Below are 20,945 nucleotides of genomic sequence, written 5' to 3'. Positions count from 1 at the left end.
TGGGGCGTCTGAGGGGGGCGTCTAGCCTCCCGTGATGGCGATGCGCGCCGCGAGGGGGCGATGGTCGGACGCCATGCGGATGCCGCGCCCGTCCAGCACCCGCGCCTCCGTCACGCGAAAGGGCGGCGTCGCCAGCACCCGGTCGAGGGGCAGGAACGGACGGCGGATGGGGAAGGTCGCGGGCGCGGGCCCCCGAAAGTGAGCGCCCAGAACGCGCGGCGACAGGGCGAGGCCGCCCCATGGCCGCCACTCGTTGAGATCGCCGCAGAGGATCGCCGGACGCGCGCCGCGCCGGAAGACGTGCTGGCCGATGGTGCGCATCTGCGCCACGCGCAGCGCCTGCGACAGCGACAGGTGCGTGGCGATCAGGCGCAGCTTCCGACCGCCCTTCGCGGCGTCGACCACGACCGCGCCACGGTGGCACTGGCCCGGCAGGTCGAGCAGCGCCACGTCCTCGACCTCGAGGGCGGGATGCAGGAAGACGATGACCCCGAGAAAGCCGTGGCTCGCCTCGCCCCAGCGATGCGTGGGCTCGGTGTGGACGCAACACAGGCCCGTCTCGCGCTCGATCCGGGAGATGTCGAGGATGCCGCCGTGCGGCGGCGTCTCCTCGTCGGCCTCCTGCAGGATCAGGGCGTCGGTGCCAGGTCCGAGGACCTCCGAGACCAGCACCTTTCGTGTGCGGTCGGGATCGACGACACCATCGTTCCCGCGCCCGCGGTGGATGTTCCAGCTGACACAGGAAAACTCTGTCATGCCCTCGATCTATGCTCCGCGCCGGCGGAAAGCGGCCCTGGCCGAAAAGGTAAACGCGAGGGGGGCGCCGGCAATCCCCCCCGGCCCCGAGGCGACGTCGCGGAGGCGAGGGAGGCGCAGTGGACCGGGGCCCGCGCGGCCGCGATCGGGGGCGTGACGTTCGACGCCATTGCGGCTGATGATGTCGGGGCGGCCCGCGGCCGCCCTTGCGCTGGCCGGGGCCGCAAGTTCAGGCGGCGCGGACCTGCGGCACCTGCACGCCGTGCTGGGCCAGCACCTCGGCGTATTCGGGGTCCTTGGCGGCGAGATGGAGGGTCGCGGCCAGCATGCCCGGCTTCGAGCCGCAGTCGAAGCGCTGGCCCGAGAAGCGGAAGCCCGCCATGCCGATGCCGCGCGCGCTGCGCGCGATGGCGTCGGTCAGCTGGATCTCGCCGCCGGCTCCGGGTTCCTGTGTCTCGAGCGCATCGAAGATGGAGGCGTCGAGGATGTAGCGTCCGACCACGGCCTCGGTCGAGGGCGCATCGGCCGGCGCCGGTTTCTCGACCATGCCGTCCGCCAGCAAAAGCTGCCCGTCGCGTCCCGTCACGGACAGGATGCCGTATTTGCCGGTCTCGCTCCGCGGCACCGTCATGGTCGCCACGAGGTGCCCGACATGGCCTGCGGCGTAGGCGGCGATCATCTCGGACAGCGCGCCCGGCTCGCCGAGGATCAGGTCGTCGGGAAGCACCACGGCCACCGGGCCCGGCAGGACGTGGTCGCGCGCGCAAAGCACGGCGTGGCCGAGGCCGAGCGGCTGGTCCTGCATGGTGAAGATCACGTCGTCCTCCACCGGGCAGAGCGATGTCTCGGCGAGTTCGTCGGCGAGCGCCGCCTTGCCGCGGGCGCGTAGCTCGGCGCGGAGGTCCTCGTCGTCCATGACGTGACGCTCGATGGCGGACTTGGTGGGGTGGCTGACGAAGACCATGCGTTCGATCCCGGCGTGGCGCGCCTCGTCCACGGCATACTGGATCAACGGCGTGTCGATGACCGGCAGCAGCTCCTTCGGGGTGGCCTTCGTCGCCGGCAGGAACCGGGTGCCAAGGCCTGCCACGGGAAAGATGGCGGTGCGAACCGATGCGGTCATGCGAAATGTCCTCCTTAAGGATTGCTGCCGTGCAGCGTGGTTACAGACTTGGGGCGGAATAGTCAAAAAACGACACTTGAATGTCGCTTTTGTTTTCAAAGTGCCAGATTATGCGGCTGTATTGGCCAGAAAGCTGGCATGTTGTGTGCCGGTTTGGGTCGAAATCACCCGATTTTTCAGCAGTCGGGGGAATTTCTTGCGTGTGCAGCATTGACGTTTCGACCCCAAGATGCATCATTTGCGACATGACTGGCCTGTAAGCGACCATACTCGTTCACCACCCAGCCCGCCGCGGCGCAGTGTTGGCCCAAGCGCCGCCACACTGCGCGAGACAAACAGCAGAGAGCGATCATGCACCACGACGTCCCCAAGGACGGTCAACGTCCGTTTCATGCCCGCCCGTTTTCCCGTGTCGCCGTCATCGGTGCGGGCTCATGGGGCACGGCGCTCGCCGCGACGCTCGCCCGGTCCGGCGTGTCCACTCGTCTGTGGGGTCGGGATCCGCATGTGTGCAAGGCGATCAATTCTCGTTCGGAAAACCCGCGCCATCTGCCGGGGGTTCCGCTGCCGGAAAATCTTTTCGCCGTCCACGAAATGCGCGCGGCGCTCGACGGCGCGGACGCCGTGCTGATCGTCGTGCCCTCGCGCAGCGTGCGCTCGGTGTCGCGGCAGGTGGCCGAGCATGTCGCCGATGGCGTGCCCGTCGCGGTCTGCGCGAAGGGCATCGAGGCCGAGACCGGCCTTCTGATGACGCAGGTCGCCGAGGAGGAGCTGGCGGGGCGTCCCATCGGCTGCATCTCGGGGCCGACCTTCGCGAAGGAAACGGCACTTGGCCATCCCTCCGCCGCGACGGTCGCGTTTCCCTTCAGCTACGCCGACCGGCTCAAGCCTCACGACAGCCCGGCCGTGCGCATGGCCGTCTCGTTGTCCACCGAAAGCTTCCGGGCCTATGTCTCGGACGACCTTGTGGGCGTGGAGATCGGCGGCGCGGTCAAGAACGTGATCGCCATCGCCTGCGGAATGATGACGGGCGCGGGCTTCGCCGAGAATACGCGGGCCGCGATCATCACCCGCGGCCTCGACGAGATGAAGGCGCTGGCCGAGGCGCTTGGCGGGCGGCGCGAGACCGTCACCGGCCTGTCCGGCATCGGCGACCTCACGCTCACCTGTTCCAGCCCGACCTCGCGCAACATGTCGCTGGGGATGCAGCTCGGCAGCCGCGTTCCGCGCGCCGAGTGCTTCGACGGGCAGCCCGTCGTCGTCGAAGGCGAGGTGAACGCGAAATCGGTGACCGACCTCGCGCGCCGTCTCGGCGTCTCGATGCCGATCTGCGAGACGGTCCGCGCCATCCTTCACGACGGCGCCGAACTTGGCGCCACCTTCGCCCAGCTCTGGGCCCGGCCGATCGAGGCCGAGCCGCGGGCGATGGACATTTCCTTCAACCACCCGGCGTCCGACGCCGCGGTTCAACAATTTGCAGAAAGGTTCGCATGACCACGATCGATCAGGCTCAAACCAGCAACGACATGTCCGGCAAGGCGATGGTCCTTGCCACCGATCTTGACGGAACGTTCCTTGGGGGGTCCGAGGCCTCTCGGCAGCGGCTCTATTCCTGGATCGAGAACAACCGCGAGCAGGTCGGCCTGATCTTCGTCACCGGGCGCGATCCGGGGTTCATCCGCAACCTGACCCGCAAGGAGGGCGTACCGCGTCCCGACTACGTCGTGGGCGACGTCGGCACGACCATCGCCTCGGTGGGGGTCGATCACATGCTGTCGCCCATCGCCGAACTCGAGGCCGAGATCGCCGACGCCTGGAACGAGGCCAACGGGCGCGTGCAGGCGGCGCTGCATTCGGTGTCGGGGCTCAAGCTGCAGTCGAGCGGCTTCCGGTATCGTGTGAGCTACGACATGGACCCCGAGACCTTCGACGACCGCGCGCTCGATATCGTGGCCGAGCTGGGCCTCGACGCGCTGATGTCCGCGAACCGCTTTTTCGACGTACTGCCCAAGGACGTGTCGAAGGGTCCCTCGCTCTTGCGTCTGCTGGCGCATCTGGGCGTCGAGAACGAGCGCACGCTGGTTGCGGGCGACACGCTCAACGACCTCTCGATGCTGTCGCTCGGCCTGCCCGCCGTGGCGGTCGGAAACTCCGAGCCGGCGCTGGTCGAGGCGCTTCAGGGGCACGATCACGTGCACTTCGCCTCCGGAGAGGGGGCGGCGGGCATCGCCGAGGCGATCCTCGCGCTCGACGTCTTCAGCCGCAGCGCAGCCTGAACCGAAAGGAGGATCCATGCCGTCCGATCTGGTCATCGTCTATCACCGCCAGCCCTACGAGGAAGTCGTGGAGGATGGGAAGGTCGTCCTCAAGGAGAACAAGAGCCCCAACGGGATCGTGCCGACGCTGAAGAGCTTCTTCGGCTCGGTCGATCACGGCGCATGGGTCGCCTGGAAGCTGGCCGAGGATCCCTCGAATCCCGATTTCGAGCGCGTGATCGAGATCGAGGACGCCTACGGCAAGTATTCGGTCTCGCGGCTGCCGCTTTCGGCGAGCCAGGTGAGCGAATTCTACCACATCACCTCCAAGGAGGCATTCTGGCCGATCCTGCACTCCTTCAAGGAGCGCTACAATTACGACCCGGTGGACTGGCCGAATTTCCGCGAGGTGAACTGGGCCTTCGCCGAGGCCGCGGCGGCCGAGGCTGCGAAGGGCGCGCTGGTCTGGGTGCATGACTACAACCTCTGGCTCGTGCCCGGCTACCTGCGCAAGCTGCGCCCCGACGTGCGCATCGCCTTCTTCCACCACACGCCCTTCCCGGCGGCGGACATGTTCAACGTCCTGCCGTGGCGAAAGGAGATCGTCGAGAGCCTGCTGGCCTGCGACGATGTCGGCTTCCACATCCCGCGCTACGCGTCGAACTTCGTCTCGGTCGCGCGCAGCCTGTTCGACGTCGGCACGGTGGATCGGCTGCAGGTTCCCGACAAGTGGTTGGGCGAGGGCACGGCCCTGACCGAGCGGGTGGTCCCCTCGCGGCTGAGCTACGACGGCCGCGAGGTGGCGATCAGCGTGACGCCCGTGGGCGTCGACGTCTCCTACATCGAGGAGCAGGCGCGCTCGGAGACCGCCATCGCGAAGGCCAAGGAAATTCGCGAGGATCTCGGCGACACGCAGCTCGTCCTGTCGGTCGGTCGAACCGACTATACCAAGGGCGGGATCGAGCAGCTGACAAGCTTCGAGCGCGTGCTCGAGGCCAATCCCGACCTTCTCGGCAAGGTGCGCCTGATGCACGTCTCGGTGTCGGCCAACCGCAACATGGCGGCCTACGAGTCGGTCCAGAACGAGATCGAGCAGATCGCAGGCCGCATCAACGGCCGGTTCGGCACCTTCGCATGGCAGCCGATCTCGCTGATCTCGCGGGCGATCCCCTTCGTGGAGCTGGTGTCCTACTACATGGCCGCCGACGTGGCGTGGATCACTCCGCTCGCCGACGGGATGAACCTCGTGTGCAAGGAATTCGCGGCGTCGCGCGTGGATGGGGACGGCGTGCTCGTGCTGTCGGAATTCGCCGGCGCGGCGGTCGAACTGGGGGACGCGGTCACGACGAATCCGTTCTCGAACCGTTCGATGGACGGCGCGATCCTCGCCGCGCTGGCCATGCCCGAGGAAGAGCGGCGCGGCCGCATGAAGGGCCTGCGGGCGGCGGTCCACGAGACCGACGTGCGGTCCTGGGCGCCCGGCACGATGACCATCACCCGTCCCGAGGTCGCCCCCGCCGCCTGAGCGGCGCCCGCCCGCGGAGCCTCTTTCATCGGGTGCGGTTCGGCCCTTAGACTGGGCCGGACCCCGGCGCCGTGGCGCCGCATGGAAGGAGGCCGTGATGCAAGGTGCGACCGAGCCGTCGAACCCGACCGACGCCGCGCCGGCGGAAAGTCTCGAGCAGGCCATCGGGCGGAAGGTGCGCGCGCTTCGGCAGGGCCTCGACGTGACCTTGTCGGATCTTGCACGGTCGTCGGAGATTTCGGTGGGGATGCTGTCGAAGATCGAGAACGGCCAGACCTCGCCCTCGCTCACCACGCTCAAGGCTCTGGCGCAGGCGCTGAACGTGCCGATCTCGATGTTCTTCCAGGAGTTCGAGGAGCGCAGCGATTGCAGCTTCGTGCCGGCGGGGCAGGGCGTTCGCATCGACCGCCGCGGCACCAGGGCCGGGCATGTCTACGAGCTTCTGGGTCATTCGCTGCGCTCGGCGACGCGGATCGAGCCCTTCCTCATCACCATCGACGAGGGGGGCGAGCCCCATGCGACGTTCCGCCATCCGGGCCATGAGTTCATCTACATGCTGTCTGGAAGGGTCGTCTATCGCCACGGCGACCGACGCTATCCGCTCGGTCCCGGCGACGCGCTGTTCTTCGACGCGCTGGCCCCTCACGGACCCGAGGAAATGCCCGAACTTCCGGCGCGATACCTGTCCATCATCGTGACGCCTCCGCGCGAGTAGTTTCCTCTTAGGAAAAACTTTTCACTCCTGTTGACAGTCCCGCGCCGCCGCCGCATGTTGCCGGCATCACGCGGAGGGATGCCCATGTGCGGAATCGTCGGCCTGTTCCTGAAGGACGAGGCGTTGCAGCCCGAGCTTGGCGCGCTGATGGCTCGGATGCTCGCCGAGATGACCGAGCGCGGCCCCGACAGCGCCGGCTTCGCCATCTACCGCGACGGCCCGGCGCGTCCGACGCTGAGCTGTCTCGCGCCCGAAGGCTTCGACTGGGACGCGGCGTCGGCCTCGCTCGCCGCGACCGGCGCCTCGGTCGAGGTCGAGCGCATCGCCGACCATGCGCTACTGCGGGTATCGGGCGACCTTCGCGCCGCGCGGCGGCACCTGATCGACACCTTCCCCGCGATCAACGTGCTGGCCTCGGGCGAGGCGATCGAGATCTTCAAGGGCGTGGGCGACCCGATGGCCGTCGCGCGCACCTTCGGGCTGGCGGGGCGGTCGGGCACCCACGGCATCGCCCATACCCGGATGGCCACGGAAAGCGCCGTCACCATCTCGGGCTCGCATCCGTTCTCCACCGGACCCGACACCTGCCTCGTGCACAACGGATCGCTGTCCAACCACCATCTGCTGCGCGGTTTCCTCGAGGCGCGGGGCGAGACGCTTCAGACCGAGAACGACAGCGAGGTGGCGGCGGCATATCTTGCTTGGCGGATGCGCGAGGGCGACAGCCTGAAGCAGGCGCTGGAGGCGGCCCTTGCCCGGCTCGACGGGTTCTACACCCTGACGATCGGCACCCGCGACGGCTTCGCCGTGCTGCGCGACCCGATCGCCTGCAAGCCTGCCGTGCTGGCCGAGACCGATCGCTGGGTCGCCATGGCCAGCGAGTTCCGCGCGATCGCGCAGCTTCCCGGCGTCGAGGCCGCCCGGATCTGGGAGCCTGAGCCGGGCGTCGTCTACAGCTGGGGCGGCGAAGGGCTGAGGGCTGCGGCATGACGATGGCGGGGACCATGACGAACGCGGGCGTCCTTGACCTTGCGGACATGTCCGTGCGCGAGGCGAACGAGACGCTTCAGTCCGCCACCGAAGGGGCGTTCACCCTGCGCAACCCCGGCGGGCGCCATGCGCTTGCGTGCGGATTGCAGCACCCCGTCGCGGTCACGATCGAGGGGCACGCGGGCTACTACTGCGCCGGGATGAACAAGGCGGCCGATGTCACGATCCTCGGCAACGCGGGGACGGGACTGGCCGAGAACATCATGTCCGGCACCGTGCGCGTGACCGGCGACGCGAGCCAGTCCGCGGGGGCCACGGGCCATGGAGGGCTGGTCGTGATCGAGGGCAACGCCTCGGCGCGCTGCGGCATCTCGATGAAGGGTGTGGACATCGTGGTGGGCGGCAACGTCGGCCACATGTCGGCCTTCATGGCGCAGGCGGGAAACCTCGTGGTGCTGGGCGACGCGGGCGCCGATCTCGGCGATTCGATCTACGAGGCGCGGCTGTTCGTGCGCGGGCGCGTCGCGCGGCTCGGCACGGACTGCATCGAGAAGGAGATGCGGGACGAGCACCGCGCCTTGCTCGCAGGGATCCTCGGCCGCGCCGGGATGGAGGCCGACCCCGCCGAGTTCCGCCGCTACGGCTCCGCCCGAAAGCTCTACAACTTCAAGGTCGACAACGCCGCCTCCTACTGAGAGCGCGGCCCGCCAAGGGAAATCCCATGAACGACCAGTCCGACGCCCCGCGCATCCCGCGCACGACGCCGCAGAAATCCGCGACCTTCGACGACTACACGTTGTCGGAGATACGGCGCGCGGCGGCCACCGGCCTCTACGACATCCGTGGCGGCGGTGCGAAACGCGCCGTGCCGCATTTCGACGATCTCCTGTTCCTCGGCGCGTCGATGTCGCGCTACCCGCTCGAGGGCTACCGCGAGGCCTGCGGCACCGACGTCGTGATCGGCGCGCGCCACGCGAAGAACCCGATCCGCCTCAGGACGCCCATCACCATCGCGGGGATGTCCTTCGGCTCGCTCTCGGCGCAGGCGAAGGAGGCGCTGGGGCGCGGTGCGAACGCGGCCGGCACCTCAACGACGACGGGCGACGGCGGCATGACGCCCGAGGAGCGCGAGCATTCCAACCTCCTCGTCTACCAGCTTCTGCCGTCGCGCTATGGCATGAACCCCGACGACCTGCGAAAGGCGGACGCCATCGAGGTGGTCGTGGGGCAGGGCGCGAAGCCCGGCGGCGGCGGGATGCTGCTCGGCCAGAAGATCAGCGAGCGCGTGGCGCGGATGCGCACCCTGCCCGAGGGGATCGACCAGCGCTCGGCCTGCCGCCACCCCGACTGGACCGGGCCCGACGACCTCGAGATCAAGATCCAGGAACTGCGCGAGATCACCGGCTGGCGCGTGCCGATCTACATCAAGGTCGGCGCCTCGCGGCCCTATTACGACGTTGCGCTTGCCGTGAAGGCAGGGGCGGACGCGGTTGTCCTCGACGGGATGCAGGGCGGCACGGCGGCGACGCAGGCGGTCTTCATCGAGCATGTGGGCATCCCGATCCTCGCAGCCATCCGTCCGGCTGTGCAGGCGTTGAAGGACCTCGACATGCACCGCGAGGTGCAGCTGATCGTGTCGGGCGGCATCCGCAACGGCGCGGACGTGGCCAAGGCGCTGGCGCTGGGCGCGGATGCGGTCTCGATCGGGACGGCGGCCCTGGTGGCGCTGGGCGACAACGACCCCGCCCTCGAGGAGGAGTATCAGCGCCTCGGAACCACCGCGGGCGCCTACGACGACTGGCACGAGGGCAACGACCCCGCCGGCATCACCACGCAGGATCCCGCGCTTGCAGCCCGGCTCGACCCGGTCGCGGCGGGCCGGCGTCTGGCCAACTACCTCAACGTGATGACGCTGGAGGCGCAGACCATCGCGCGCGCCTGCGGCAAGAGCCACGTCCTCAACCTCGAGCCGGAGGACCTCGTGGCGCTGAGCGTCGAGGCGGCGGCGATGGCGGGGGTGCCGCTTGCCGGCACGGACTGGATACCGGGGCGCTGACAGAACGGCCCCGGCCGGAGCGGCGGGGCCAGAGAACCGACAGAACGGGGGACACCGAAATGACCGACCTGGCCGCCATCGCGAAAGAGAAGGGCATCAAGTTCTTCCTGATCTCCTTTACCGACCTTCTGGGCGTCCAGCGGGCCAAGCTCGCGCCCGCGCAGGCCATTGCCGACATGGCCCGGAACGGCGCGGGCTTCGCAGGCTTCGCCGCGTGGCTCGACATGTCGCCCGCCGACGCCGACATCCTCGCCATCCCCGACCCCGACAGCCTGATCCAGCTGCCGTGGCGCCCCGAGGTCGGCTGGCTCGCCGCCGACGTCCACTTCAAGGGCAAGCCCTTCGCCAACGCGCCGCGCGTCGTGCTGAAGCAGGTGGCCGAACGCGCCGCGGCGCAGGACATGCACCTGAAGCACGGGGTCGAATGCGAGTTCTTCCTCACGACGCCCGACGGCACGGCGATCTCGGACGCCGCCGACATCCAGACCAAGCCCTGCTACGATCAGGACGCGCTGATGCGCCGCTTCGACGTGATCGCCGAAATCTGCGGCTACATGGTCGACCTCGGCTGGGGCGCCTACCAGAACGACCACGAGGACGCGAACGGCCAGTTCGAGATGAACTGGGGCTTCGACGACGCCCTCGTCACCGCCGATCGCCACGCCTTCTTCAAGTTCATGGCCCGCGCCGTCGCCGAGAAGCACGGCCTGCGCGCCACCTTCATGCCCAAGCCCTTCGCGCACCTCACCGGCAACGGCTGCCATGCGCATGTCTCGATGTGGAATGGCGCGGGCGACAACCTGTTCGAGGGCGACGGCGAGCTTGGCCTGTCGGATACGGCCTATGCCTTCCTCGGCGGCCTGATCGGCCACGCGCCCGCGCTGGCCGCGATCCTGAACCCGACCGTGAATTCCTACAAGCGGCTGAACGCGCCCGTGACGACCTCGGGCGCGACCTGGTCGCCCAACACCATCAGCTACGGCGGCAACAACCGCACGCACATGGTGCGCATCCCGGATGCCGGGCGGCTGGAGGTGCGGCTGGCGGACGGCGCGGCCAATCCCTACCTGATGCCGGCGGCGATCCTCGCGGCCGGTCTCGACGGCATCGCCACGAAGGCCGATCCGGGCAAGAGGCTCGACATCGACATGTATGTCGACGGCCATACCGTCGACGCGCCCAAGCTGCCGCTGAACCTGCTCGACGCGGTGCGCGCGCTGCGGGCGGACACCGCGCTGTGCGAGGCGGTGGGGGCGAGCGCGACGGCGGCCTTCGCGAAATACAAGCAGGCCGAGTGGACCGACTACACCCGCCACCTGACCGAGTGGGAGCGGCAGACGACGCTGGACTGCTAGGCCCGCGCCGCGCGCCGCGACGCGGCCACGAGCGTCGCCCCGACGCCGAGGAACCACGCGATCGCGCCCAGCCCGAAAACGGCGCCCGCGCCCTCGCCGAGGGCGGGGATCAGCGTCGCAAGCCCCGCAAGCCCCGTCACCGCGCCGAGGGCGCAGAGGCCCCGGCCGAGCGCACCCCCCGCGAGGCCGCCCGCGCTGACGCACAGGATCCAGACGCCGCCCGCGATTTCGTTGCCGCCGCCCAGCCCCAGCTCGACCGCGTGCAGGAGCGACCATGCCTCGGCGGCTGCGGCGGCGTCGGTCGCGGCCAGATGGGTCGCGCGCTCCACCGCGACGTTCGCAACCATGCCCGCGCCGAGGACCAGCGCCGCCCAGACCAGCCCGAAGGCGCGCCCTGCCTCCGCCCAGCCCGGCGCAGAGCGGGCCAGCCGCGCGTGAAGCGCGACCACGAGCACCACGAGCGCGAGCGCGTTGACGATGTAGATCGTCGTGTTCCACGCGATCAGGACGCCGGGACGCCCGGCGGCGAGCGCCACGACCGCCGCCGCATCGACGTCGGCGGTGCCGTAGCCCGTGGGCGCCAGTATCGTCACCAGAAGCGCGAAGCCCACGAGATAGGTTCCCGCGCAGACGAACGCCGCCAGACCGCCGGACATGCTCGGGTTCATGGACCGTCTCCTTTCGCAGGGCGGGCGGAGGCGAGCCGCCGCGCCGCCGGTGGTGTTCCGGTCTCGCGCGGCGGGTCTCGCCTGTCCATCCCCGGCGCCGCAGCTTGCCTGCCGAGAGGTGCAATTGCGACGCAAATGTTGCGCCAAGACGGCAGCCGTGGGGACTGTTTCCAAGGATTGTGGCGCAATTGGACGCGCCCCGTCGCGCTCGCGCCGTCGAAAGACCCCATGTTTGCCGTCCGCTTGCGCCGGCGGGCGGTTCGAGGGTCCTTCCGGGGCACGTTTCGGACCCTTTGATGACGCCACGCTTTGGTCACGTTCTGAGCGCGAAAATGGACCATTCAATGGCTTAGAAATCGCTTTGGCGCGCTTGAGGCGCGTGTCTCCTGTGGGATCCGAGTCACGCCTTGGTCATGCAAAGTACAGGTTCATACGGCGACGAACTGCCCCCCGGCTCACGGCTGTGCAGCGGGCAGTATACGGTCGAAAGCTACCTGAACTCGGGCGGGTTCGGCGTCACCTACATGGCGCGCGACAGCCTCGGGCGGAGCGTGGTGATCAAGGAATGCTTCCCCTCGGCGATGTGCTGCCGCATCGACAACAACGTTCAGCCGCGCTCGCGCAGCAACGATGAGGAATTCGCCGCCATCCTCGAGCTCTTCGAGAAGGAGGCGCGCGCGCTCGCCGCGCTCCAGCATCCCTACATCGTGGGCGTCCACCAGTTCTTCCGCGACAACGGCACCGCCTACATGGCGATGGATTTCGTGGACGGCCGGACGCTTCTCGACATCATCGAGAACGACCCGGATCGCCTGTCGCCCGCCGAGGTCAAGACGCTGCTGATGCGCATCCTCGAGGCGCTGATCTACACGCACGGCCACGACATCCTGCATCGCGACATCTCGCCCGACAACATCCTGATCGATGCCGACAACCTTCCGGTGCTGATCGACTTCGGCGCGGCCCGCGAAAGCGCCACGCGCGTCAGCCGCGTCCTGTCGAAGGTGCTGACCGTCAAGGACGGCTACTCGCCGCAGGAATTCTATCTCGCAGGCTCCGACCAGGCCTATTCCAGCGACCTCTACGCGCTGGCGGCCACCTTCTACCATGTCGTGAGCCGCACCGCGCCGCCCTCCAGCCATTCCCGCCTGGCCGCGACCGCCCGCGAGCGCCGCGATCCGCTGGAGCCGCTGGGCGAGGTCGAGGGCTACGACGAGTATTTCATCGAGGCGATCAACCGCTGCCTCAGCGTGTTCCCGAAGGACCGCCTGCAAAGCGCGACCGCGTGGCGCGACCTGATCGACGACGCGCGGCGCCAGAAGCGCCTGATGGAAGAGGCCGAGGGCGACGAGGATCTCGAGCGGCGCGTGTCCGAACTGGTCCGCGAATTCGAGCGCGAGTGGGAAGAGCGCGAGCGCAAGGCCCGCGAGGCGCGCGAGGCCGTCCAGGAGATGACGGACGAAGAGCGCGCCCGCGCGGAGGCCGAGGCCCGCGCCCAGGCCGAGGCCGAGGAACGCGCCCGCGCCGAGGCCGCCGCCGCCGCGCAGCGCGAGGCCGAAGAAGTGCAGGCCGCCATCGCCGCCGAGCGCGCCGCGCGCGCCGCCCGCCGCGCCGCCGAGGACGCAGCCGAAGCGCGCCGTTTCCAGGAGGTGATCGCGAAACGTGCCGCGAAATCCACCGCCGAAACCGCCGGCGCCGACGATGCCGCCCCCGAGACCGGGGCAGGGGCAGGGGGCGGGCCGATGCCGACCGTCCTTCCGCGCCGCGTGCAGGCTGCCGCGCCCGATGCGACGCCGGGCGGTGCGCAGCCCGCCGATACGGCGTCTGCGCCGCGCGCCGCATCCCAGACAAAGGCCAAATCCAAGGCCCCGGCCAAAACCCCGCCGCAAGCCGCGAATGGCGGCCAGACGCCGACCGAACGCTACAGCTTCGTGCGCCGCGCCCTCTTCGGAGGACGGCGGGCGCTTGCCGCAGATGTAAAAGGATCCAAGCCATGAAACGTCTTCGCGATGTCGCCGTCCGGATGCGCCCCATGTCGTCCGGTTCGTCCGCCGGTGGCGGCGCCGGTGGTCCCGACGATCCGCACGGCGAAGGCTCGATGCCCGCGCGCGCGCCCTTCGCGCCCGCGTCGCGGGATCTCGGGCAGGACCGGGCCGGGCACGACGCGGACCGCCCCCACGCAAGGCGCCCTGTCGCCGGTGAACGCCCGTCGGCCCCCGTCTCCACGCCGCGGCGCCAGATCTGGGACCTCGAGGACGGCGACGACGGATCTGTCCCCGCGCGGCCGATGCGCGACGCCCCGGCGCGCGCCACGCACGACGCCCCGCACGATGACGCCCCGCCCCGCTCCACCGCCCCCGAGGCCGAGGACATGGCCAGCCGCGCGCGCCGCGCGCTTGCGGCGGGCGAGCGCCGGATGGCCGAACGCGGCATCTCGCGCCGCCACGAGCCGGCGGAGGCGCAGGACGGCGGCAAGACCCGCGTCCTCGGCTTCCATGCCCCCGACGTCGAGATGGACCCGATCTCGGCCGTGGCCCACAAGAGCGCCGGTCAGGTCCGGTTTCCGACCGGCTGGCTCGTCGTCGTGGACGGTCCGGGCCGCGGCGCCTACTTCGCCGTGACGATGAGCGTGTCGTCCATCGGCCGCGGCGCCGACCAGTCCATCAGTCTGAACTTCGGCGACGCGAGCATTTCGCGGCACAACCATGCCGCCATCGCCTACGACGCCGAGCAGAACCGCTTCTTCCTCGGTCACGGCAACAAGTCGAACATCGTGCGGCGCAACGGCCAGCCGGTGCTCGCCACCGAAGAGCTCGACCACGGCGACGTGATCCGCATCGGCAAGACCAGCCTGCGCTTCGTGGCGCTGTGCGGCGACGACTTCACCTGGGGCGAGGACATGGACGCGCTCATGGGCGAGGACGGGGACGCGCATGACTGAACTGCTGCGCACACCTCCGGTCCAGGCGTCCGCCGCGCTCCGCTACGACGTCGCCTCCGCGCAGTGCCGGGGCGACCGCGAGCGGCAGGAGGACGCGCTGGCCGTATCATGCCCCGACGGCGCCGATTTCGGGTTCGCCGTGGTCTCGGACGGGATGGGCGGACACGCGGCCGGGGACCTCGCGAGCCGCATCATCGTGGCCGAGATCTTCGCGGAGCTGATCCTCCGCGGACGCGGCCCCCTTGGCGAGGCGGCCGAACTGTCCGCGCTTCTGAACGACGCGGTCCACACCGCCAACGCCAGCCTCCGCGCGCAGATCGACGCCTGCCCCGAGCAGGCCGGGATGGGCGGCACCGTTGTCGCCACCGCGCTGGTCGATGGCGGGTTGCAATGGGTGTCGGTGGGCGACTCGGTGCTTTACCTCCTGCGCGAGGGCCGGATCGAGCGGCTGAACGACGACCACTCGATGGCCCCCGAGATCGACCTGATGGCCGCGCGCGGCATGATCGACGCCGAGGCCGCCCGCACCCATCCGCAGCGGAACTTCCTGACCTCGGCGCTGACCGGGCAGGACATCCCCGAGGTGGATTGCCCGGTCGGCCGGTTCGACCTGCGCGACGGCGACATCCTCCTGATCGCGAGCGACGGTCTGCAGACCCTGAGTGACGCGCGCATCGCCGAGATCGTCGGCGAAAGGGCCCGCGACGAGAGCCGCGCGATCGCCGTGGCGCTGATCGACGCGGTCACCGCCTGCGGCCAGCCCGAGCAGGACAACACCTCGGTCGTCGTGCTCAAGGTCGAAGCGCCCGACGCCGCGCCCGCGCCAGGGGCGCAGCCCGTCGAGGATGCGAAACAATCGGCGTGGTCGGCCCTTGCCATGGCCTTTCGACGTCCCCCGATGCCCGCCGAAGCATCGGCGAAATCAAGAGGTTGATGGCGATGCGCGATGCACCCTTCGACACCAACGCGACCCTCCGGCGGCTCGATGCGCTGCGGGCCTCTGGCGTCCTCACGCAGGCGGAGGCGGCGAATTGCGCCGGCCTCGCCGAGGCGCTGCGCCGTCCCGCGCGCGTCGCCATCCTCGGGCAGTCGGCGCCGGACGTGACCGGCATCCTGCGCTCGCTTCTTGGCGAGGACGTCGCGCAGGTCGTCCCCGGCGGGCCGGCCATCGAGATCCACCTCGGCGACCAGCCCAGCCACAGCGCGACGTTCGAGGACGGATCCTCGCTCAGCCAGGACGGTTATCCCGCGCCCGACCTCGTGCGCTACGGCCCCCTGTTCCTGCAGATCGAGGCCCCGATCCCCGCGCTCGAGACGATGTCGTTCCTCGCCGTGGAACTGGGCGCCGACGCCGGCACCTGGGCGCCCGCGCTGTCATGGGCCGCCAAGCGGACGGAGATCGCGATCTTCTGCGCCCACGACTTCTCGGACGCCGAGGCCGCGATCTGGTCCTCGGCGCCCGACCGGCTGAAGAACCATTGCTATCTCGTCGTCACCGGCCGCCGCGAGGATCATGGCACGGCCTCCGCGCGGGCGCGCGGTCTCTTCGATGCGATCATCCATGTCCCGGCACCCTCCGAGGCGACGTCGCCGCTGGGTGCGCTGTCGCATCGCCTCGCCGCCGACATCTCGGCCGCGCGGCGCGAGGACGTGGATGCGGCCGAGCTGTTCCTGCACCGCTTCCGCCGCAAGACCGGCGAGGCCGCGCCCGCCGAGGACGCAGCCGGTCCCGAGGCGCGCGATCCCGTCACCATGCCCCCGGTGTCGCGGCCCCTGTCGCGGCCCCTGTCGAGCCCCCAATCACGCCCCCTGTCGCGGCCCCTGTCGCGGCCCGTCATGGAACCCGCCGCCTGGGACGTCGAGCCCGCGCCGCCCCCGCGCCGCGATCCCCTGCCCGAGACCCGCGCCGAGGCGCCGGCCGCCGCCGCCGAGGCCCAGACGCCCCTGCGGTCGCCCTCGAGCCTCGACACTGCGCGCGCGCTGGTGTCGGGCCCGATCCTCCATCTCAAGCGGCGGACCCGCGCGCTGGCCGAGATCCTCGAATGGCGCGAGGAGGGTGAGGAATGGTCGGCCGAGGTGCTCGCGCATTGCTGCGAGACGGCCGAGGCGCTGCGCGACCTCGTCGCGGCATGGCCCGACGACGATCCGCTGGCCGCGCACCTGCGCGACGCGATCGACCGCGCGTGCGACACCGTCGTGCTTCTGCAGGTGGAATCCGGCCCCGACCAGGCCGAGGACGCCGCGCGCGTGCTGTATCAACTGAGAACGGATTTCGAGCAGGCGATGGCTGCATGAACATCGCGACCAGCCAGATCGAGGACAAGAACATGAAACAGGACAGGACCCTTGCCGCCGCGGTCGTCGCGCCGCCGTCGAACGAGCGGCTCATGGCCACGGCCTACCGCGGGCTTTCGCCCCTGGTGCACGACCTTCGCATCGTGGACGAGGCCCTGGAGAACCTTCTGAAGGTGGGCGACGCCGAGGCCGAGCCCGCGATCCGCGACCTGCGCCGCCAGCTGCGGGCCTTCGAACCCAGCGTGACGATGATCGGACAGGTCAAGGCGGGCAAGACCTCTCTCGTGAACGCGATGGTAGGGCGGCCGAACCTGCTTCCGGCCGACATCAACCCGTGGACCTCGGTGATCACCTCGCTGCACGTCTCGCCGCGCATCCGCGAAAGCGCGCAACACGCCAAGTTCCGCTTCTTCAGCGACGAGGAATGGCAGAACCTCCTCAGCCGCGGCGGCCGGATCGGGGAACTCGCCCGGCGCGCGGGCGCCGAAAGCGAACTGGAGACGGTGCGCGCCCAGCTCGAGGCGATGCGCGAGAAGTCGCGCCAGCGTCTGGGCCGCAGCTTCGAGCTGCTGCTGGGGCAGGAACACGACTACGGCTACGTCGATCCCGAACTGGTCGAGCGCTACGTCTGCCTCGGCGACGAGGTCGATCCCGGCACCGAGCCCGACCACGGGCAGGGCCGTTTCGCCGACATCACCAAGGCGGCCGAGCTCTATCTCAGCCAGCGCGGGCTGGTCTGGCCGCTCTGCGTGCGCGACACGCCCGGCGTCAACGACACCTTCCTCGTTCGCGAGCAGATCACCGTGAACGCCATCCGCTCGAGCCGGGTCTGCGTCGTGGTCCTGTCGGCGCATCAGGCGCTGTCGACTGTGGACATGGCCCTGATCCGCATGATCGCCAACATCCGGTCGCGCGACGTCATTATCTTCGTGAACCGCGTGGACGAGCTGGCGGACCCCGCCCGCGAGATCCCCGAGATCCGCGAAAGCATCCGTGCCACCCTGAAGGCGCAGAACGGACCGGTCGACGCCAAGATCCTGTTCGGCAGCGCGTTCTGGGCGACCAACGCGCTGGCGGGCGAGCTGCACGAGCTGGGCAAGGGAAGCGCCGAGGCACTTTTGAACCTCGCCGAACACGAGGTCCGGCGCGGCCTGAAGGAGGCAAGCGCCGAGGAGACGATCTGGACCCTCTCGGGCCTTCCCGCACTGGGACGCGCCATCTCCGAGCGGATCATCGAGGGCGAGGGGCGCGACATGGTCGAGCACCTCGCACGGGCCGCGCGCAACATCGCGGGCGGCCTTGCGGCCTCGCGCAGCCTCGCGGCCGAACGCGTGACCGGGGCCGAGACCCGCACCGTCGCGAAGGAGGCCCTCGCCGAAGAGATCGACGCCATCGCCCGCGATGCCGAGGCCGAGCTGGACCGCGAGCTCGACAACCTTCTGGCGGCGCTGGACGCCCGCCTCGACGGCGCGCGCCGCACCTTCCTGCAGCGCGCCACCGGCTCGCTCATCAACCACCTCGAGGCGCGCGGCGAGCAGCAGGTCTGGACCTACGACCCCACCGGCCTGCGGGTGCTGCTGCGCTCGGGCTACCAGGTGTTCACCGCGAAGGCGGGCAAGGTCAGCGGCTCGGTCTACCAGAACGCGGCCACCGCCCTCGAAGGACTGTTCCGGGGCACATTCGACCTGCCGGCCCACGCCTTCGCGCTCGAGCCGCCTCCGGTTCCCGACGCGCCGCCGCCGGTGACGCTCGGCCAGACCATCGCGCTCGACATCAAGGGCAACTGGTGGACCCGCTGGTGGCGCCGCCGCCGCAGCTACGAGGCCTTCGCCGACGAGTTCTCGGGGATGATCGACGCCGAGATCGCGCCGATGATCGAGGCCCTGCGCACCGACCATGCAGACGTGTTCAAGGCCGCCGCCGCCAAGGAACTCCGCAGCTTCCTCGCGGCGCAGAGGACGTCGCTTCTGGCGATGGCGGGACAGACCGAGGAACGGCTTGAAGAGCTGCGGGGCCGGATGTCGAAGGATGCCGCGACCCGGGAAAAGAGCCTGACACACGCCCAGCACCTCCTGTCGGGGATGGGCCAACACGAGCAGAAGGACCGCCAGCGCCATGACGCCTGACACGATGCGCTCCGACGACGACGCCCGCCGCAGACCCAGGATCGCCGTCCTCGGCGAGTTCTCTTCGGGAAAAAGCACCCTCGTCAACGTCCTGCTGGGACACGTCACCTCGCCGGTGCGCGTGACCGCGACGCAGATGCCCCCGATCTGGTATTGCGAAGGCGACGCCGACCCGATCGTGGTCGGCGTTGACGGCAGCCGGACCGAGATCGACCCCGACGAGATCGCGTCCGTCCCGGTCGCGGGCACCGAATACATCCGCGTTCCGCTTCCGGCCGAGATCCTGCGGCGCTTCGACCTGCTGGACATGCCCGGCAGTTCCGATCCCAACATGTCGGCCGACATCTGGAACACGCTCCTGCCGCAGGCCGACGCCGTGATCTGGTGCACGCCCGCGACACAGGCCTGGCGCCAGACGGAGGCCGCGATCTGGGACGGCGTCGATCCCGACGTGCGCGCGCGGAGCATCCTTCTGGTGACGCGCATCGACAAGGTCCTGTCCGAGCGCGACCGCGAGCGCCTGATGAAGCGCGTGCGCCGCGAAACGGGCGGCTTGTTCCGAGACGTCCTTGCGGTCGACCTGCTCTCGGCCAAGGACGAGGACTACACCGCGGAGGCTTCGGGGATGCGGGCGGTGCGCGCAGCCCTGCTGGAGGCGAGCGCGGCGGCGCAGGGCGACGCGGCCGGCGACGCGGCCCCGTCCGAGAATGCGGGCGAGGCGGCGACCGTCCTGCGGCTGGAGGATCACGCGCCCACGGGCCTGCGCCCGAAGTCGTCGATCATCCCGCGCAGGATCACCGCCGGACGGCGCCCGCGCCGCACGACCGGAAGCGGCGGCTCTGCCTTATGAACGCCACAGTTCGTTCTTACCGTTCGACGGGTGACTTGATGGATCAGCTGCCAAGATGACTCCGGAAACCCTACGACATCTGCGTAAACGGCTCGCCGATTGTGAGCTGATTCTCTACGCGGACATAACGTCCGGCACGGTTCTGGCGTCCGATTCGCGGCTGATCTACCCGCAGGAAAACCTCGACACGATCTGCACCTGCGCCAAGGCCTTCCTGTCGGCGCCACGGCTCGCCTCGCACGACCTGACGAACGAGGCCGTTTTCCAGACACCGACGGCGACGCGGGTCTTCATGCGCGCCCACAGCGACGACAACGAGGCGCTCGCGGCCGTCTGCGGCCCCAAGACCGACCTCGCCCACGTCATGCACGAGATGCGCGGCGCGCTGGCCGAGGCGGCGCCGGACCTGTCCACCAACGTCATCGACTTCCGCGAAGTGGTGTCGAAATGAGCAACCGGAACACCGACCGCAACGTTGTGCGCGACATCCTCTACCGCGCCGGCGCGGAAGGCGCGTCGCTGACCGCGACGCGGGCCTTCGCCTCGGCGACGCAGGGCATGTCCGTGATCCTGCGCCAGCTGGAGGATTGCGTCCTTCCAAGGCGCTTCGAACTTCTCTTCGACGGCGGCGCGCGCGTCGTGCTCGAAGTGGCGGAACGCCAGATCCTGACGCTCTGCGACGTGGAGCTGCCTGCCGTTGCGCGCGATGGCGGCCCGTCTCTCTCCCCGGGCCCGCTGAAGACCGGCGATGCCGAGGCGCTCGCCGGTCTTCTCACCGCCATGTGCCGCCGGGCCGGGTCGGTGCGCATCGCCTGCAAGGCGGCCGACGACGCCGACCTCGCGGGGGGCGGCGTGTCGCTGTCCTCGCTCAGGCGCGCGGCCGGCGTTCCCGCCACGCCGCGCCCGCAACCGGGCGTGACGCCCTGGCTCGAGGCGATGGTCGATCACGCGAAGGTCGACGTGCGGTCCGCCGTCCTGATCGACGTGGACGAGGCGCATGTCGTCGCCGGCTCCAAGGACGAGGCCGAGGCGCTGGCGGACTGGGCCGTTGAAATGCTCGACGTCTTCCTCGCGGATGGCTTCCCCCTTGCCCCCGAGCTGGAGACGAAGGGCGCCGTGACGTTCGCGCCGCAGCAGAACGGCTGCCACATCCTGCTTGCGGGTCTGAGGGGGCAATTCCTTCTCGCGCTCGTGTCGGGGCCGGACACGGCCGCTACGCTGTCGGCGTGGCGCAGGGTCGCCGAGGCCGAGGTGGACGGCTTCCTCGCCGCAAGCTGACCTCAGGCGCGC

The 20,945-nt window shown here is 69.8% G+C and carries 19 protein-coding genes; 16 read left to right on the top strand and 3 right to left on the bottom strand.

The genetic code is table 11. The annotated features are described in order from the left end of the window. Window positions 1-21: 21 nt before the first annotated feature. Together P6F26_RS04955 and P6F26_RS04950 are read right to left on the bottom strand one after the other, a co-directional pair. The gene (locus P6F26_RS04955) at window positions 22-756 is read right to left on the bottom strand and encodes an endonuclease/exonuclease/phosphatase family protein (RefSeq protein WP_278027540.1); all 735 of its coding nucleotides are present in this window, start codon (window positions 754-756) and stop codon (window positions 22-24) included. Between the two features lie 229 nt (window positions 757-985). Further along, window positions 986-1,879, bottom strand: coding sequence for a UTP--glucose-1-phosphate uridylyltransferase (locus P6F26_RS04950; RefSeq protein ID WP_278027539.1), 894 nt, complete (start codon window positions 1,877-1,879; stop codon window positions 986-988). Between the two features lie 351 nt (window positions 1,880-2,230). Here P6F26_RS04950 and P6F26_RS04945 point away from each other — a divergent pair, with 351 nt between their 5' ends. The 8 genes from P6F26_RS04945 to glnT all read left to right on the top strand — a co-directional run bounded on the left by P6F26_RS04945 (window position 2,231) and on the right by glnT (window position 10,775). After that, entirely contained in the window at window positions 2,231-3,373 is a 1,143-nt protein-coding gene (locus P6F26_RS04945; RefSeq protein WP_278027538.1) for an NAD(P)H-dependent glycerol-3-phosphate dehydrogenase, read from the top strand. Continuing rightward, window positions 3,370-4,155, top strand: a complete 786-nt coding sequence (locus tag P6F26_RS04940) for an HAD-IIB family hydrolase (protein WP_278027537.1) — start codon at window positions 3,370-3,372, stop codon at window positions 4,153-4,155. The genes P6F26_RS04945 and P6F26_RS04940 overlap by 4 nt, the downstream gene beginning before the upstream one ends. A 16-nt stretch (window positions 4,156-4,171) precedes the next feature. Further along, window positions 4,172-5,659: a glucosylglycerol-phosphate synthase gene (gene ggpS / locus P6F26_RS04935; RefSeq protein WP_278027536.1), complete on the top strand. Its 1,488-nt coding sequence runs from the start codon at window positions 4,172-4,174 to the stop codon at window positions 5,657-5,659. A gap of 97 nt (window positions 5,660-5,756) precedes the next feature. Next, a complete protein-coding gene (locus P6F26_RS04930; protein WP_278027535.1) occupies window positions 5,757-6,374 on the top strand; it encodes a helix-turn-helix domain-containing protein in 618 nt (205 codons plus the stop codon). 84 nt (window positions 6,375-6,458) lie between these two features. Then, on the top strand, window positions 6,459-7,364 hold the full coding sequence (locus P6F26_RS04925; protein WP_278027534.1) for a class II glutamine amidotransferase: 906 nt from the start codon (window positions 6,459-6,461) through the stop codon (window positions 7,362-7,364). Continuing rightward, complete coding sequence (locus tag P6F26_RS04920; protein WP_430736719.1) at window positions 7,361-8,059, top strand: GltB/FmdC/FwdC-like GXGXG domain-containing protein; 699 nt, start codon at window positions 7,361-7,363, stop codon at window positions 8,057-8,059. The genes P6F26_RS04925 and P6F26_RS04920 overlap by 4 nt, the downstream gene beginning before the upstream one ends. Window positions 8,060-8,085: 26 nt before the next feature. After that, a complete protein-coding gene (locus tag P6F26_RS04915; RefSeq protein WP_278027533.1) occupies window positions 8,086-9,420 on the top strand; it encodes an FMN-binding glutamate synthase family protein in 1,335 nt (444 codons plus the stop codon). Window positions 9,421-9,479: 59 nt separating this feature from the next. After that, a complete protein-coding gene (gene glnT, locus P6F26_RS04910) occupies window positions 9,480-10,775 on the top strand; it encodes a type III glutamate--ammonia ligase (protein ID WP_278027532.1) in 1,296 nt (431 codons plus the stop codon). Here the strand turns inward: glnT and P6F26_RS04905 are convergent. Then, window positions 10,772-11,443: a hypothetical protein gene (locus P6F26_RS04905; protein ID WP_278027531.1), complete on the bottom strand. Its 672-nt coding sequence runs from the start codon at window positions 11,441-11,443 to the stop codon at window positions 10,772-10,774. The two genes, glnT and P6F26_RS04905, sit on opposite strands and share 4 nt — an antisense overlap. Window positions 11,444-11,856: 413 nt before the next feature. Between P6F26_RS04905 and P6F26_RS04900 the strand changes: the two genes are divergently transcribed. Genes P6F26_RS04900 through P6F26_RS04865 form a run of 8 tightly spaced genes read left to right on the top strand, consistent with a single transcriptional unit; the run spans window position 11,857 to window position 20,933 of the window. Beyond that, window positions 11,857-13,440 carry a serine/threonine protein kinase gene (locus P6F26_RS04900; RefSeq protein ID WP_278027530.1) on the top strand — a complete coding sequence of 528 codons (1,584 nt, stop codon included), beginning with the start codon at window positions 11,857-11,859 and terminating at the stop codon, window positions 13,438-13,440. Further along, window positions 13,437-14,384 carry an FHA domain-containing protein gene (locus P6F26_RS04895; protein WP_278027529.1) on the top strand — a complete coding sequence of 316 codons (948 nt, stop codon included), beginning with the start codon at window positions 13,437-13,439 and terminating at the stop codon, window positions 14,382-14,384. Before P6F26_RS04900 ends, P6F26_RS04895 begins: the two co-directional genes overlap by 4 nt. Beyond that, window positions 14,377-15,318, top strand: a complete 942-nt coding sequence (locus P6F26_RS04890; RefSeq protein WP_278027528.1) for a PP2C family protein-serine/threonine phosphatase — start codon at window positions 14,377-14,379, stop codon at window positions 15,316-15,318. The genes P6F26_RS04895 and P6F26_RS04890 overlap by 8 nt, the downstream gene beginning before the upstream one ends. A 5-nt stretch (window positions 15,319-15,323) precedes the next feature. After that, window positions 15,324-16,679, top strand: coding sequence for a hypothetical protein (locus P6F26_RS04885; protein WP_278027527.1), 1,356 nt, complete (start codon window positions 15,324-15,326; stop codon window positions 16,677-16,679). Beyond that, entirely contained in the window at window positions 16,676-18,805 is a 2,130-nt protein-coding gene (locus P6F26_RS04880; RefSeq protein ID WP_278027526.1) for a dynamin family protein, read from the top strand. Before P6F26_RS04885 ends, P6F26_RS04880 begins: the two co-directional genes overlap by 4 nt. Next, window positions 18,795-19,655: a P-loop NTPase family protein gene (locus P6F26_RS04875; RefSeq protein WP_278027525.1), complete on the top strand. Its 861-nt coding sequence runs from the start codon at window positions 18,795-18,797 to the stop codon at window positions 19,653-19,655. Before P6F26_RS04880 ends, P6F26_RS04875 begins: the two co-directional genes overlap by 11 nt. Window positions 19,656-19,710: 55 nt before the next feature. Next, a complete protein-coding gene (locus tag P6F26_RS04870) occupies window positions 19,711-20,106 on the top strand; it encodes a hypothetical protein (protein ID WP_278027524.1) in 396 nt (131 codons plus the stop codon). Continuing rightward, window positions 20,103-20,933, top strand: a complete 831-nt coding sequence (locus tag P6F26_RS04865; protein ID WP_278027523.1) for a hypothetical protein — start codon at window positions 20,103-20,105, stop codon at window positions 20,931-20,933. Before P6F26_RS04870 ends, P6F26_RS04865 begins: the two co-directional genes overlap by 4 nt. The last annotated feature ends 12 nt before the right edge of the window (window positions 20,934-20,945 follow it).

This window comes from Roseicyclus salinarum (genome assembly GCF_029624655.1).
Classification (GTDB): Bacteria; Pseudomonadota; Alphaproteobacteria; order Rhodobacterales; family Rhodobacteraceae; genus Roseibacterium; species Roseibacterium salinarum.
Note: the sequence above shows the minus strand (reverse complement) of the source record. Positions and strands in the feature narration are given on the sequence as shown.

Excerpts from the sequence above, each read along its gene's own strand:
- P6F26_RS04955 (WP_278027540.1), bottom strand. The coding sequence starts at position 756 with ATGACAGAGTTTTCCTGTGTCAGCTGGAACATCCACCGCGGGCGCGGG.
- P6F26_RS04950 (WP_278027539.1), bottom strand. The coding sequence starts at position 1,879 with ATGACCGCATCGGTTCGCACCGCCATCTTTCCCGTGGCAGGCCTTGGC.
- P6F26_RS04945 (WP_278027538.1), top strand. The coding sequence starts at position 2,231 with ATGCACCACGACGTCCCCAAGGACGGTCAACGTCCGTTTCATGCCCGC.
- P6F26_RS04940 (WP_278027537.1), top strand. The coding sequence starts at position 3,370 with ATGACCACGATCGATCAGGCTCAAACCAGCAACGACATGTCCGGCAAG.
- ggpS (WP_278027536.1), top strand. The coding sequence starts at position 4,172 with ATGCCGTCCGATCTGGTCATCGTCTATCACCGCCAGCCCTACGAGGAA.
- P6F26_RS04930 (WP_278027535.1), top strand. The coding sequence starts at position 5,757 with ATGCAAGGTGCGACCGAGCCGTCGAACCCGACCGACGCCGCGCCGGCG.
- P6F26_RS04925 (WP_278027534.1), top strand. The coding sequence starts at position 6,459 with ATGTGCGGAATCGTCGGCCTGTTCCTGAAGGACGAGGCGTTGCAGCCC.
- P6F26_RS04920 (WP_430736719.1), top strand. The coding sequence starts at position 7,361 with ATGACGATGGCGGGGACCATGACGAACGCGGGCGTCCTTGACCTTGCG.
- P6F26_RS04915 (WP_278027533.1), top strand. The coding sequence starts at position 8,086 with ATGAACGACCAGTCCGACGCCCCGCGCATCCCGCGCACGACGCCGCAG.
- glnT (WP_278027532.1), top strand. The coding sequence starts at position 9,480 with ATGACCGACCTGGCCGCCATCGCGAAAGAGAAGGGCATCAAGTTCTTC.
- P6F26_RS04905 (WP_278027531.1), bottom strand. The coding sequence starts at position 11,443 with ATGAACCCGAGCATGTCCGGCGGTCTGGCGGCGTTCGTCTGCGCGGGA.
- P6F26_RS04900 (WP_278027530.1), top strand. The coding sequence starts at position 11,857 with ATGCAAAGTACAGGTTCATACGGCGACGAACTGCCCCCCGGCTCACGG.
- P6F26_RS04895 (WP_278027529.1), top strand. The coding sequence starts at position 13,437 with ATGAAACGTCTTCGCGATGTCGCCGTCCGGATGCGCCCCATGTCGTCC.
- P6F26_RS04890 (WP_278027528.1), top strand. The coding sequence starts at position 14,377 with ATGACTGAACTGCTGCGCACACCTCCGGTCCAGGCGTCCGCCGCGCTC.
- P6F26_RS04885 (WP_278027527.1), top strand. The coding sequence starts at position 15,324 with ATGCGCGATGCACCCTTCGACACCAACGCGACCCTCCGGCGGCTCGAT.
- P6F26_RS04880 (WP_278027526.1), top strand. The coding sequence starts at position 16,676 with ATGAACATCGCGACCAGCCAGATCGAGGACAAGAACATGAAACAGGAC.
- P6F26_RS04875 (WP_278027525.1), top strand. The coding sequence starts at position 18,795 with ATGACGCCTGACACGATGCGCTCCGACGACGACGCCCGCCGCAGACCC.
- P6F26_RS04870 (WP_278027524.1), top strand. The coding sequence starts at position 19,711 with ATGACTCCGGAAACCCTACGACATCTGCGTAAACGGCTCGCCGATTGT.
- P6F26_RS04865 (WP_278027523.1), top strand. The coding sequence starts at position 20,103 with ATGAGCAACCGGAACACCGACCGCAACGTTGTGCGCGACATCCTCTAC.